The organism is Rhizobium gallicum bv. gallicum R602sp, assembly GCF_000816845.1.
Lineage (GTDB): Bacteria > Pseudomonadota > Alphaproteobacteria > Rhizobiales > Rhizobiaceae > Rhizobium > Rhizobium gallicum.
This window is the reverse complement of sequence record NZ_CP006879.1, coordinates 271,810-285,689: the sequence shown is the minus strand read 5'-3', so window position 1 is coordinate 285,689 and position 13,880 is coordinate 271,810. Positions and strand designations below refer to the sequence as shown.

Genomic DNA, 13,880 nt, shown 5'->3' with positions numbered 1-13,880 from the left:
CCAAAACAGCAACTGCTTACTGATCCGGCCGAGGCGGCTTTCGCCGCCTGATGAGAGTTCTGCCGTGGAACCACGTTGCCGTCGGACTTGAAGAGCGTCGCGCCTGTCACGGTTGCATTGACCGCGCAACTCGCCGCGATAGCATCAAGCCTCAGCCAAAAATCAGCCGAGTACGGCTCCCTAGGGGTGGCCAAATTTATCCTGATCAATCTGCTCTCTTCGTGCTCTCCTTGTACCAACGTTCGGCGATCACCTCTTATTGGGCGCCACCGGTACTGGTGCGGGAAGCGGGCCATAGATTGCTCTATTGACCAGGGGTCGGAACTGGTGTGATCGACCAATCGATTAAGCCGACCGCGCGCTGAAGGATCTCCTTGCTCTGAGCTGGGCTGGGTGAAACGGCGATTACGTGCCCGATGCGGTCTCGGACATCACCTTTTCTGACGATCGGCGTCTTGGGGGCAATATACAGTTTAACCTCGGCGACACCTGGAATGGCAGCCGCCAGACTGTCGCCATCGATCCAATCGAGTGTACCGTCGCGATCAGGAACGAGAATCCGCGCCGCCGCAGTGTGCGAATGTCTTCTGCGCAAATCCCATTCGTCGCCGATGACAAGCTTGATGTGCTCGGTCACGAGATCGAGACCGCAAGCCAGCCAGACCACTCGCGGAGTAATACCAGTCGCAAGACGCGGATTGACTTCAATGACGACTGGGCCATGTCTCGTCCACCGGAACTCAATGTTCGTTGGTCCCCAGCCAAGGCCGAGAGCTCGCAGACAGATCAGCGAAACATCGGCGATGCGTTTGTGCTCGTCCTCACTCAGCGGGGCCGGAAAGACGCTGTCCCGAAAGACGAAATGTGGTGGACGGTCGAAGTCAGCGGAAGTAATCCCAATGACTGCATTTCCCATTATCTCGGCTTCATAGTATGGGCCTTGTGCGAATTCTTCGACCAGTATTCTTGGCGAAGTCCGCCATATGTGCTTCCCGCCCAGCAGATAGATCGTATGCTCGGTCAACTCATCGACGGTGCGGCACAATCGGACACCGCGGGCACCGTTGCCGACGGCTGGCTTAAGAACCACCGGCAAGCCGATTTCGGCCGCAGAGCTTTCAACCTCCGTTGCATCCGCTGCCAAGCGGTAAGCAGGCATAGGAACGCCAGCCTTCGCGAGGAACTGACGTTGAACGAACTTGTCGAGGCAACGTTCAATCGATGCAGGGTTCGGCCCAGGGAGATCGAAATGGCGGCAGAGCCTACCAACTGTCGCATAGAGCGACTCATCCGCAAAGCCAGTAATGCCGGCAATGTCATAGGTCGCACGCAGCCGGCAACATTCCTGTAGCAGGGCATCGATGTTGCCTGTATCGACCAGGAATGCCTCAAGTCTTTCCGTCGCAAGATAGTCGTACTGAGCTGGATCAGCTGACAGTGTAATTGGATGAAGCCCAAGACGCTGGGCCGCTTTCATGTATAGCAGGCCAATACTCCTGTGCCCTTCAAGCAAGATGAGTGCTCTTCTTTTCATTCCCATTGACCCTCGGTTTTATGCTATGCCTCGGTCCGGGTATCAATTGGCCTCAACTTTTTTCAGCCGAGCCTGACCTTAGACCAGTGCGGTGAAGGTATCATTGTCAGAGCTTCGTGTTGGCAAAGATTCTGTAAATTTACATGAAAGTATTGTTGCGCCGGCTGAAATCAAAACTGAACCGGTACGCACAATCCAAAACACCGCTTCTACGAACATGCGGTTGTCGCGGCCCGGACGAACCGCGCGTGCGCTCATCACCAATGATGTGGTGCGATATCCGCTCCCACTGCTCGTCCCGACGGATCAGACGATCCAAAGCACCCATGACTGCCTCCAAAAGACAGTCTTGATGATGTGGCCCCCGCACCGGCCGATCGCTGCTAGGATGCGAGCGGATCACCGAAGCGATAGAAGGAGCATTCGCGATGAAGATCGCCACCATTGGATTAGACCTGGCAAAAGCGTGTTCCAGGCACCACGTTAGGGAAGTGGCTTCACCGAAAGCAGATGATACCCTTTTTTTCAAAACTCCCGCCCTGCCTGATCGGAGTGGAGGCCTGCGGAACCGGGCACTATTGGGCCCGCACGCTGGTCGCCATGGGCCACGAGGTTCGGCTCATCCCCCGTCCTACGTGAAGGCATATGTTAAGCGCGGCAAAAGCGACGCGTTGGATGCCGAAGCAATCTGCGAAGCGGTGCAGCGCCCGACAATGCGTTTTTGTGCCTGTCAAAACGGTGGAACAGCAGAGTATTCTCATGATCCATCGTGCTCGGTCGTTGTTTGTTCGCCAACGGACCATGGTGGCAAACGCATTGCGGGCCTATCTGGCAGAATTCGACACTGGCACATCAGGCCCTGTCTGAAGCCAAGCGTGGCGGGATCACCAAGGCAGGCATCACAAGGGCGCATTGGGTCCTCATAGAACACATCGCTTCCCCCGCGTGTAAGCCGACGATCCAGGCGCGGCTGGAGGGATTACCAAGTTCGAGACATTGCCTGGAAGGCCAGGTGAGGCTTTGCGCTCGATATCGACTGTCACAAGATGGATGTCGCGGAGGTTCGTAAGGGCCGCGCTTGACAGTCACCTTTGACTTGGCACCGTTGCCAGCGTGGGGACGTGAGGGGCTGTAGATGGTTCCTGTTCGCCGAGGGCCGGAAATGGTGTAATCGACCAACGGATTACCTCGACGGCATGCTGAAGTATCGTCTTGGTCCGAGTACCGGTAGGTGAAGTGGCGATGACATGTCCGATCATGTCTCGGTAATCGCCTTTTCTGATGATAGGCTTCTTGGGCTTAACATAAATTCTGACCTCGTCCACACCTGGCATAGCATCCGCCCGAGTTTCACCATCGATCCAATCGAGGATGCCATCGCGATCAGGAACTAGGTACCGCGCCGCCGCAGTTTGCGAATGCCTTCTTCGTAAATCCCATTCCTCGCCGACAACAAGCTTGATGTGTTCGGCGATGAGATCCACACCGTAGGCCAGCTGAATCAGTCTAGGCGTGGTCCAACCCGGAAGACGCGGATTAACTTCGATGACGACTGGCCCGCGCTTCGTCCATCGGAACTCAATGTTCGCTGGGCCCCAGCCAAGGCCGAGAGCTTGCAAACAACTCAGCGAAACATCGACGATACGTTTATGCTCGTCATCTGTTAGCGGGGCCGGAAAGATGCTCTCGCGAACGACGAAATGCGGTAGGCGGTCGAACTCGGCGGCACCAATTGCAATGACTGCATTTCCCATTGTGTCAGTGCTATAGTATGGGCCTTGTGCGAATTCTTCGACCAGTATCCTGGGCGAACACCGCCATATGTGCCTCCCGCCCAACAGATAGGCCGTATGTTCGTCTAACTCCTCGACATCGCGGCACAATCGGACACCGCTGCTACCGCTGCCTTCGGCCGGCTTAACGACCACTGGTAGGCCAATCTCCGCAGCAGAGTTTTTTACTTCGGTCGTATCAGACGCTAGGCGATAGGCAGGTATTGGAACGCCGGCCTCTGCGAGGAACTGACGTTGAGCGAATTTGTCGCAACATCGTTCAATGGATGTGGGGTTCGGTCCCGGTAGGTTAAAGTACCGGCAGAGCTTGGCGACGATCACATAGGGCGACTCCTCGATCCCCGTAAAACCCGTAATGCCAACAATGCCATAGGTCGCACCCAGCTGGGTGCATTCGTGGATCAGCAAATCGAGATTGCTAGTATCGACCTGGATTGCCTCAATCCCCTCCGCCGCAAGGTAGTCGTACTGAGCTGGATCAGCCGATAGGGTAATTGGGTGAAGACCAAGACGCTGGGCCGCGCGGACGTAAAGCGGACCATTACTTTTGTGACCTTCGACCAACACGAGCGCTCTTCTTGGCATTGCGATTGACCCTCCGTTGCATGCTGTGCGGCGATCCGACCGTGAGTGGGCGTCAATTTAGCCGTCGCTGGCGACAGGCTTCGCGGAGAACATACCATTGTCAGCGACTTGCATTTGTAAAGGTTCTGTAAATTTGGATGAATGACGTAACGGGATACAAATCGGGAGCTCTCTGTCGGTAATCGCAACGATGCCGATCCATTTCTCTCGAGCGAGCATCGGCGAGCTCAAGTGTGTGAGGCGCGTAAAGGTTCATTGAAATGGCGGAGCGGCCACTGAGGTGCGGTTGCATGGGGCAGAAACCCGATCGAAACCGAAGCTGTCGTGCCAGCGATTCTGAGCGATACGTTTAAATTACCTTTCAACTTGCAACGTATTCTAAACAGCGAGCCGGGTCGGCTTTAACATGGCTCTGGGATCGGCACCGCTCAGCGAGCTGATCGCAAGGCCTCTCAAATCCTATGCGTCAGAGAACATTCCTTGCTGATATCCAGCCGATTGACGCCCTTCAACACCCGCTGTCAGCTTGTCGGATGCGCGACAAAGGCAAATTGGGCCGATCTCTTATGTTGCATCTGGGTAAACGTTTGAAGCCCAACGATAAAATTTTCTGTTAACGCGATCAGCCAATTTGGCACGAGTTTTGAAACCCTTCAGTACGTCGCGCCCGTACGCAGACGATTAGAACTGCGCCGCGCCTCGGTTCCGCAGGGTGCTGGCCGGGGAGGCGCCGCTGGGAATGGAGCAGGGGTAGCGCTGATGAAGCCACGAGTTCTGATCTGTTCGCAAGACGTTGACTTCTATCTAGTCTTCAGTCACATCCTGGCGGTCGACGGCTTCACGATTGAGCTGGCCGGCGGCGTGGAGGAGGCGCTCGCGTTAGCCGGCGAACGGGAGCTACAGACCGTGGTGCTGGATTGCCAGCCGGCAAGCGCAGCTGGGCCTACAATTTGCGCCCGACTTAAAGAGGAGCCCCGGACCGGCCTTCTGCTTGTGGTTGCGCCGATCTCGCCCGGTGCGGAAAGCGACCACCTTGATCTCTGGAGGGCCGGCGTCGACGAGAGCTTTGTGCGTCCTATCGCGCCAGCGAAGCTGGTCGACTACCTGCGAGTAAAGCTAACGCCGGGGCAGCCATCAATTAACGAAGTTGAAAGCGGCAGCTCGCTCGGCTGTGGAGACGTTGAGATGAGGCTCGATACCCACCGGGTTCACCACAAGGACCATGAGATCCATCTCGGACCGATCGAGTTCAACCTTCTGCGGCATCTTCTAAAGAACCCCGGCAAGGTCTTTAGCCGAGACGAGCTGATCGGTGCGGCCTGGCCGCAGAATATCCATGTCGGCGAACGCACCGTCGACGTCCATATTAGCCGACTTAGAAAGACGCTAAAAACGGCCACTCTCACAATCCGCACCATCCGGTCGGTCGGCTACTCGCTTGAGAAGTCGGACGACTGAAGAGGCGACGAGCGCGACCATTTCCCATGTCTTGGGGAGTGCGTTCGGGATAGACCACGCATGAAAGGGCGGCTGAGTAATTCCCACTGGCCCGGAAGCTTGTCGCGCGAAATGAAAAACTGCCCCTATTGCCTCATGGAAGAATGCTACCAAACGATTTGGCGAGTGAAAGAGCCGGCGTGATCGTCATCCAGTTACCAATGCGATCTCAAGGGCCGACTCCTGACGCCAGGCTTTCACCGCCATCTGCACCGTCCGCAGGCTTTTGTTCGTGAACCGTGTCTGATCGACCTTGGCGTAAATCGCCGTTGTCTGCACATGACGATGTCCCATAACTTTGCCGATTTCCCCCAACGACGCGACGCACGCAGCATCTCTGAGGCAAGCCTATGGCGGAATTGGTGGGTTCCCTTTGTTGGAGAGTCGATGCCGGCCCTCTTGAGTGAGCGTCGGATAATGGACCCAAGGCCGCTCGGGCCCACGAAGCCTCGGATCGGAGCCTTGTCCCGTAGAAAGACACGGGCTGCTGGCATTGCGCGGACGTGCCTTCCGAAGGTAATCGGCGATCGCCTCGCTAACGTCCGCCGATTGTGTCCACGGAGGTTCTCTAATCGCGGTTGTCAAGCTGGGCTCAGTTGGTATCGCGGGTCAGGCTGATGGTTCTCTTCGAGGTCGGTATTTCGACCGCCTCATCATGGCGTTGGATAGGCTCAGTCGACCAATGTGGTGTTCGCGGTTATCTGAACGGAACCAGCACTCGCATTCCTGGGATCGGTCTTGACTGCGCCACCGTCCTGACCGGACGATTTCGCTGATCTCAGCAAGGCATAGACTTCGTTGCGATCATGCAAGCTCGTTTGAATCTTGCGACGACCAGCGGAACGGCTCGCCGGATATCCACATGGCATGAAGGATCACGGCGAGTTTTCGAGCCACGGCAACTTTAGCTTTGCGATAGCCGCCGCGCCGCGCAATGCGCAGCCCCCAACTCTTCAAGGCAGAGAACCGCGGAATACGTTGTCAGTAGCGCGTTGGCCGCCTCATATAGGCTGCGTCGAAGAAAGTCGTCACCCCGCTTCGAGACGCGGCCGGATTTCATTGTCTCGCCGGAGGCATAGATGCGGGATGTCAGGCCAAGGTATGCTCCGGCACTGGACGATCGTTTAAATCGTGCCGGATCATCAATGGTTGCAGCGAAGCCGAGTGCGGTTATCACCCCCACACCAGGCACTGACATCAGGCGTCACACCACAGTGTTTTGCCGCGCTATCGAGCGAACTTTCCCATCGAGAAGACGGATCTGCTCGGCGCGTGCCCTATCAGCGCTTTCCACCACAGCTCGGATTGTTGGAGACGCATGCAATCGCCGTCGACGATCTCCTCGGCACGCTTGGCAAACCCGCCGACGCATTTGCCGAACAGGATGCCAAAGGTGCGTAGAACACCTCTGGTCTGGTTCTCAAGGTCGCAACGGATTTGTACGAATTGGCTGCGGGTGGCAAGGAGCGCCCGCGCCTCGTGGCTCGCTGTCGATTTTACATGAACGCTCTTGCACCAGCCGTACGAATGATCTGCGCCAGGCCGATGGCATCGTTGCGGTCCGTCTTGGCAGGCATCATCTTCAAAGCTGCATTAGCGTGGCGAGCGCCCATGCAGATGATGGGAACGCCACGCTCTCTCAACCCATTTCAAAGCCAGACCGACAACGGACCGGTCTCAAGTCCTGCACGGGTTACGGCAAACGGCTTCAGCGCCTCCCCAATCGCGTCCGGACAGGATGCCACCTTCCGTTCGGCAATAATGCTGCCCTCGTCATCAACAATGCAGATCGAGGTCGTTTGCTGGCTGACATCCAGCCCGGCATAATACTTCATGGCGGTTCTCCTCATAGCTTCGACACACTGGCCGCGGTTAACAAGGGACAGTGTGGAGAGCCGCTGCCCGGAAGGCTAGGCCCTGAGCGATTACGCTATGTGGTGTAGCTCGCGACTGATGGCCGTGGTTTGACATGGGTCGGAGGGAATATCAGCGAGCCACACCGCGCAGACTGATTTGCGGATCATCGCTCATTGTGGCGATGGTCCAAGGGTAAATATATAACGCGAGCGCTGGACCGCACATTTCATCATTCTGCTCCAAGAGTCTAGGCTGTTCTACGTACGAATGAAAGCATGTCAATCTGCGTTAGAATGCGCCGCAGCTCCCCGTCGATGTTTTCGGATCTGAACCTTGAGTCTTACAATTCGATAATGCCGAGGCTTATTGCTTTCATAGCAGCGACGGTTCTGCTGGCCGCATCCAACTTCCGCATCACGTTTTTTATATGAAAATTAACAGTATTTGCAGAAATACTCATGATAGTTCCGATGTCCCACGACGATTTTCCTCTTGCCACCCACAAAATACACTCTTTCTCTCTTTTAGAGAGGTGAGGAACTGTTTTGATGACATTCGAATTAGCGACCTTCACAACTCTTAGATGGAAATGTATCGCGGCAAGTTGTAAGTAGTTGATGGTTTTATTTTGAAATTCACGGCCGCAATGCTGAGCAAAGCTGATGATGGCGAAGCTGCCATCCGGGGCCTGCAATGGAACAGTAACACCCGACCTTAAGCCATACGTTGCGGCCTCGTCAAAGATGCGCCGGTCGTATTCAGTCGTGCTTGCGTCACTGTACACCTCGCTCCATCGAATGGGACCTGCCCTCATTCGACTCTCCTTGATGACGGGGGCTATCCTGTCATAACCCATTTCGAGGCATCGCTCCTGCCATTCATCAGGATAATTCAGGATCTCCTCCGAGTCGCACCGGACCGGCTTCAAAACCTTGCGGTCAGTTGTAAGACGACCATAAGCTATCCGTGTGCAGCCAAAATTCAGCGCAAAAGCCGACAAAAGGTCGAACAACTGCTTGGCTTGAGCGACACCGTCTGTCTCGTCGATAAATCGGCCGAACTCGACCGCAACCCGTCCTTTGTCTGCACATCGGAAATGTGTCGACGGTGGCAAAGAAACCTCATCGGAAACTCCGATCGCCGGTCTGCACACTTCAGGGACGCCGCAGTCATCCGCAAGCGTTTGATAGTCTCTTTTGGACAACCAATTGCACCGCATGTTATCACCGGTGCACCGAGCCGCTGGCCATGAAATTCTGCGGCTCTGCGCACCTGCGGCCGCCGGTATCGCTAGGGCTCTCAATCCGGCTCGACGCAGAGCAGACATTTTGATTTCCTTCCTTCGTCCCGTTCGGTGATGCACGTCGCCGTCAACTCCTGCCACGTGAACAATGACTCAAAAGGCGTGCCAACTTTGCAAAAAGGAACCTCAACGGGATCTTCTTATTGTTTGTCAGTTACTTAAAATCTGGATCAACAGCAAATCAGCCAAAGTGCCGTTTATGTCGTGGCTCGACTAACCCGACAATAATGTCGGTTGCGGGGATTCCCACCTCGTTGGGCTATGCCACTACACAGCGGACAAGCCCTAGCCGTCGCAGAGGCCTAGAACCGGGCGAGACCCTTGTGTGAAAGAAGATAATCTCAGGGAGGTTTGGAGCGCGGGTTGCCGTTCCAGGCGCCCGATCTATGAGGCTGTCGACGATTTGGCGCGAAAGGGATGGACGGGGACCCTTGGATTTGATTCATTCGGTGAACATTGGTTCGAGAAGGAGCCTTGGCGGACAGGCCGCGAGCTGCTGGAACGGCTTCAAGCACTTCATCCCAACGAATACCCCGACGGCCTCCTGCGAACAGTGCAAAGGCTCGTCAAGGAGTGGCGTCGAAACAAGGCACATGCAATGATCTTTGGAATGAATTCCGAAATCGCTCAGCATTCCGCTGACTACGCCGGTGGCGAAAGGAGCAGTCTCGTGAGGCAATAATCGGATCGGTCGGGAGCATTCCCCAATGAGGCAATACGCGTCTCACCGTGATTGCCGCGCTGCAGTCGTCTTCGTGGTCGACACACGGTCGCCGCATGATGGGGCTTCGCAGGTCGAGTGCTCCAATGTGGACGACGCAATTCGCCATTTATGCGCTTGCACCCCAACAGGCGGAATCACCGTGCCTATGTCCCGGCAGGGACGTTCTGACACCGGTCCATCAGGACACTGGCGGAAGGTATTCGGATCAAACTAGGAAGCGTTCAGAACAGCTAGCCGTTGAGCTGACCAGTCTTGAGCATCGCGTGCATAATTACAGACAGTCTGCGCGCAACGGCGACTGCGGCCGTCTTTCCCTCAGCTTCACCCCCCAAGAGCGCAGGCCGCTATCAGCACTGCTTCGCGTGAGGATAACAGTTGCGGCGTCGAACAGGAGACCGCGAAAATGGGCGTCGCCACGGCGCGAGATATGACCGTCATAGTCGACCTCGCCTGATTGATAGCGGCGTGGCGTTAGTTCCAGCCAGGCTCCCACGGACCGTGATTTCTTGAAGTTCTCAGGATCTTCAATGGCGGTCACGAACGAAGTTGCAGTGACAACACCAACACCGGGAACCGACATGAGTAGCCCTGGCTCGTCCGGGCGATCCCTATCAACTGCCTACCGAGTTCGGCCGGCGGCTCGCGCATACTATACCAGGCCTTCAAGAGCGGGAGAATGATCTGCGAAAGAGACTGGTGGCCGTCTAGGAGCATACGGACGTTGTTTCCGAAGGTGATACCATTGCCACTCGGAATGACAAGCCAACCGTCTTCATCAAGCCTCGGATCTGATTTGACAGCTCGGTGCAGATCGTCACCAACCGCGTTCGTGCCGCCACAAGCGTCCGGGTCAACATGCTATCGTACCCTTTGACCCCGACTTCGCGGTAGAAGCCGACCTCAGCAAGATGCGCAAGGCCATCGGCGTCGTTCGCATCTGTTTTGTTCGCAGCCCTGTCGAGCGCCGCCTTGGCATGCCGCGCGTCGATGCAAATCACCGGACCCCCTGCATCGGTCTGCGCATGATAAAACCATATCGAAAGGGGACCGGTCTCAAAGACGACCCGTCTGGCGTCGGGCGCATGCTTAAGGAGCAGGTTATGATGCCATCCGGGTCGGATTTGCATTTACCTCGCCAGATCCTTTTGCCACCGCGACGAATGGAAATGGTTGTCTCTTTCAACGACACATCAAGCCCGATATACTCTTCCATGGTTGTTCTCCGTTAGATGCCTGGGCCTGACTGCGAGTCTTGAGCCCGCACTTTCATCTGATCGGGGAACAGCCCCCAGCTTCCACTGTCGGGACTGCATCAGGGCGGCTCGCTCCCGCGATTACCCCATGTGGACGGCTCCCAACGGAATCGCAATGTGCCAGAATGAGTTCGTTGAAAGCTCAATCGAGGGAGACCATCCGTGGAACAGATTATCCGAATTGGTATAGACACGTCAAAGAACGCTTTCCAATTGCATGGGGTGAACGCAGCCGAGCAACCAGTCCTTCGCAAGAAGCTTTCGCGTAGGAAGATGGTGAAATTTTTCGAGAACGCGCCGCCTACTACCATTGCACTCGAAGCCTGCGGTGCCCCTCATCATTGGGCGAGGTTGTTGAGCGTCTTCGGGCATGAAGTGAAATTGATCGCGCCGCAACTGGCAAAGCCGTATGTCAACCGCGGTGAGAACGATGCTGCGGTGTGAGGCGATGAGCCGCCCGACCATGCGCTTTGTGCCAGTGAAAACCGCCGATCAGATCCCTTGACCGGCAGACGCCAACGCGCTGCCGCCAATGCAGGTCGCAGCATAATCGAGGCCAAAATCCACTTAGCAAAACGCCCGGAACTGTTCAGACAAACCGACCCACCTCTTTTCACCTTAGGGCGCAAATGTTTCAGAACGAAGTGGCAGTCTCATCAGATTCTGCGCGAGCCGTTGGACTCATTGCGTATTTTCCGACGCATCATTTGTACCGATGAGCAACGAACTATGAGCGGAACACTGCTTAGCCGCTCTCGGCGCAACTGGTTCGCCGTCCGTTCCGGGTACATCCGTTCATGGATCTCACGCGCCCAGGGAAATCGCCAGCTTATGTTCACCGGCCGTGAGTCGCTCCGCTAAATCGAGCGACTCGACCGAAGTCTTCAGGATGCCGAAAACTAGAGCCTCCGAATTTCAGAACCGTTGCGTTCATTGTCCACCAATCACGTTGTTGGAAATTGCAGGCTTTGCGATGAGAAGTGCGTTAAGCGCCGCGCCAACCTGAAGATTATCTGCGACGATCCAGAGCCAGAGCCCGCACGGATTCTCGGGGTTTACCCTCACGCGCCCGACGTGAACAACCGTAGGGTCTTTGAGAAGGCGCGGCGTCGGATATCCTTCGTGGGTTCCGTCTGCATAGAGCCGAACATCAGGCTCTATCGTCAGCAACTCATGAACCCGCTCCAGGGGAACGGGCTCTTGTAGCTCGAGATAAACCGCCTCCGAATGGCCATTTACTACGGGAACCCGAACACAGGTGGAGGTTAATCGCAGATGAGGCAGACCAAAGATTTTTCGAGACTCTTGAACGAGCTTGCGCTCTTCTAAAGTCACCCCCTCCGAGGCGATCTCACCAACTTGCGGTATTACATTGAACGCAAGGGGAAAAGGGAAATGCTCCGCGGTTGGCGGCGCTTGTCCAACCAGTGCGGCTCTGGCCCCTTCCAATAGCTCGTCGATCCCTTTCAGGCCGCCCCCCGAGGCGGCCTGAAAGGTGGTCAAAATGATCTGATGGACATCAAATCCAGTTACCAATGGTCTGAGAGCGCGGACCAGCTGAATCGTTGAACAGTTTGGATTTGCCACTATCCCCGAACGCGGGCGAACCGCGAGCGCATCAGGATTAACTTGTGGTACGAGGAGTGGTACGTCCGGGTTCATTCGAAAGGCGTTCGAGTTGTCGATCACGAGGGCGCCCTGGGCTGCGAACAGAGGTCCATATTTGGCGCTTACGGCGCCCCCTGCGGAAAAGAATGCAATATCGGCTTGGGTATCGTCGATCTCGTCGAGTGGCTCCACGATGCAGATTTCATCTCGAAACCTTGATTGGCGACCGGGCCGAGGTGCGGGACGCTAGCAACCGCAAACGAGAGACCGGAAGCTGGCTCGACTCCAGCAACTTGATCAGTTCAGCTGCGACAGCCCCCGTGGCTCCGATGATAGAAATATCTAAGGTTCTCATGATACTCGACCTCCAGAGGGCAGTTCCGGGCAGCTCGCTACCCGCGTGGCTATGTTCACTGCTCCTATAGAGGCTGTGTCGGGCTCCTGACTGGGGTATGGTGGACGATCACCGCCCACACTCTATGTGATGATGGAATCATCAAAAACTACTAGGTTCGGTAGGGGCAGTATTGAATGCACCTGCTATGCATCACATGAAAAAACATTCAGCATACCGTATTTTTTGTTGGAGGTGCCCTGTCGCTCAGGCCCGACGTTGGCTCAAACTGGAGATTTCCGAGACTCGCAAGGGCACCTTCGTGGAGCAGCACGACCGCATAGCGCGTGCGTTCGCCGCAACATCGCCTGGCTTCAGCCGTTGCGAAAGGTATAGCTGTAACCGTTGATCGCCGGCGCGCCACCCAGATGCGCATAGAGGACCTTCGATCCCTCTGGAAAAAAGCCCTTCTGCACGAGGTCGATCATCCCTTGCATTGATTTGCCCTCGTAGACGGGATCGATGATCATGCCCTCCAGCCGCGCGCACAAGCGGATGGCCTCCTTCGTTTCCTCGGACGGAATGCCGTAACTAGGATACGCATATCCCTCGAGCAAAAGCACGTCGTCGTCGTCGATTTCCTCGCCGAGCTCAACGAGCGTTGCAGTATGCCGGGCAATTTTTAGCACTTGCGCCTTGGCTTTGGTGGGGGTTGCGGAGGCATCGATCCCGATCACGTTGCGCTGTCGCCCGTCTCTGGCGAACCCGACCACCATGCCGGCTTGCGTCGAACCCGTCACCGTGCAAACCACGATATAGTCGAAGGCAAATCCAAGCTGCTTCTCCTGTGCACGGACTTCCTCCGCGAAGCCGACGTAGCCGAGACCACCCAATGTGTGAACGGATGCCCCGGCTGGTATTGCATAGGGTCTACCTCCTCTTGACTTGACCTCGTCGAGTGCCGCTTCCCAACTGCCGCGGATGCCGATGTCAAAGCCCTCATCGACCAGCCACACCTCTGCTCCCATGATACGGCTCAAGAGAATGTTACCGACTCGGTCGTAAACGGCATCTTCATGTGGTACCCAGCTCTCTTGGACAAGCACGCATTTCATGCCGATCTTGGCGGCGACCGCCGCGACCATTCGCGTGTGGTTGGACTGCACGCCGCCGATGGAGACAAGCGTATCGGCTTTCGACGCGATCGCAGCAGGGATGATGTATTCGAGCTTGCGAAGCTTATTTCCGCCGAACGCGAGACCGGAGTTGCAGTCCTCGCGTTTGGCGTAAATTTCCATCTTTCCCCCTAGATGCTTGCCGAGGCGGTCGAGCTTCTCAATGGGCGTAGGTCCAAAGGTGAGCGGGTATCGTTCGAACTTTTTCAGCAATGTT

General features: G+C 56.1%; 8 protein-coding genes and 5 pseudogenes. 4 read left to right on the top strand and 9 right to left on the bottom strand.

The window, feature by feature from the left end; genetic code table 11:
* Nucleotides 1–304: 304 nt before the first annotated feature.
* Both RGR602_RS22345 and RGR602_RS36135 read right to left on the bottom strand, forming a co-directional pair.
* A complete protein-coding gene (locus RGR602_RS22345) occupies nucleotides 305–1,534 on the bottom strand; it encodes an ATP-grasp domain-containing protein (RefSeq protein WP_040114287.1) in 1,230 nt (409 codons plus the stop codon).
* 177 nt (nucleotides 1,535–1,711) lie between these two features.
* Nucleotides 1,712–1,862: pseudogene (locus RGR602_RS36135) on the bottom strand (IS5/IS1182 family transposase); the annotation flags it as partial.
* Between the two features lie 100 nt (nucleotides 1,863–1,962).
* On the opposite strand from RGR602_RS36135, the pseudogene RGR602_RS36130 reads away from it, so the two are divergent.
* Nucleotides 1,963–2,374, top strand: a pseudogene (locus tag RGR602_RS36130) (IS110 family transposase); the annotation flags it as partial.
* Between the two features lie 245 nt (nucleotides 2,375–2,619).
* Here the strand turns inward: RGR602_RS36130 and RGR602_RS22340 are convergent.
* Nucleotides 2,620–3,912: an ATP-grasp domain-containing protein gene (locus tag RGR602_RS22340; RefSeq protein ID WP_040114286.1), complete on the bottom strand. Its 1,293-nt coding sequence runs from the start codon at nucleotides 3,910–3,912 to the stop codon at nucleotides 2,620–2,622.
* Between the two features lie 759 nt (nucleotides 3,913–4,671).
* Here RGR602_RS22340 and RGR602_RS22335 point away from each other — a divergent pair.
* The gene (locus RGR602_RS22335; protein ID WP_040114285.1) at nucleotides 4,672–5,370 is read left to right on the top strand and encodes a winged helix-turn-helix transcriptional regulator; all 699 of its coding nucleotides are present in this window, start codon (nucleotides 4,672–4,674) and stop codon (nucleotides 5,368–5,370) included.
* Nucleotides 5,371–6,313: 943 nt separating this feature from the next.
* Here RGR602_RS22335 and RGR602_RS39830 read toward each other — a convergent pair.
* Nucleotides 6,314–6,607 (bottom strand): IS110 family transposase, encoded by a 294-nt coding sequence (locus tag RGR602_RS39830; RefSeq protein ID WP_246703829.1) that lies wholly within the window; start codon nucleotides 6,605–6,607, stop codon nucleotides 6,314–6,316.
* A gap of 74 nt (nucleotides 6,608–6,681) precedes the next feature.
* Between RGR602_RS39830 and RGR602_RS39825 the strand changes: the two genes are divergently transcribed.
* Entirely contained in the window at nucleotides 6,682–6,810 is a 129-nt protein-coding gene (locus RGR602_RS39825) for a hypothetical protein (RefSeq protein WP_281408665.1), read from the top strand.
* Between the two features lie 248 nt (nucleotides 6,811–7,058).
* On the opposite strand, the gene RGR602_RS38640 is transcribed toward RGR602_RS39825, so the two are convergent.
* From RGR602_RS38640 to RGR602_RS22315, 3 genes and pseudogenes are all read right to left on the bottom strand, one after another.
* The gene (locus RGR602_RS38640) at nucleotides 7,059–7,244 is read right to left on the bottom strand and encodes a hypothetical protein (protein ID WP_133938073.1); all 186 of its coding nucleotides are present in this window, start codon (nucleotides 7,242–7,244) and stop codon (nucleotides 7,059–7,061) included.
* A 362-nt stretch (nucleotides 7,245–7,606) separates the two neighbouring features.
* Nucleotides 7,607–8,593: a helix-turn-helix transcriptional regulator gene (locus RGR602_RS22325; protein WP_040114284.1), complete on the bottom strand. Its 987-nt coding sequence runs from the start codon at nucleotides 8,591–8,593 to the stop codon at nucleotides 7,607–7,609.
* Nucleotides 8,594–9,523: 930 nt separating this feature from the next.
* Nucleotides 9,524–10,506 (bottom strand): annotated as a pseudogene (locus tag RGR602_RS22315) (IS110 family RNA-guided transposase).
* A gap of 202 nt (nucleotides 10,507–10,708) precedes the next feature.
* On the opposite strand from RGR602_RS22315, the pseudogene RGR602_RS22310 reads away from it, so the two are divergent.
* Nucleotides 10,709–11,042 (top strand): annotated as a pseudogene (locus tag RGR602_RS22310) (IS110 family transposase); the annotation flags it as partial.
* 434 nt (nucleotides 11,043–11,476) lie between these two features.
* Here the strand turns inward: RGR602_RS22310 and RGR602_RS22305 are convergent.
* A pseudogene (locus tag RGR602_RS22305) lies at nucleotides 11,477–12,509 on the bottom strand (aspartate-semialdehyde dehydrogenase).
* A gap of 353 nt (nucleotides 12,510–12,862) precedes the next feature.
* Complete coding sequence (locus RGR602_RS22300) at nucleotides 12,863–13,876, bottom strand: 1-aminocyclopropane-1-carboxylate deaminase (protein ID WP_040114282.1); 1,014 nt, start codon at nucleotides 13,874–13,876, stop codon at nucleotides 12,863–12,865.
* Between the last annotated feature and the right edge of the window lie 4 nt (nucleotides 13,877–13,880).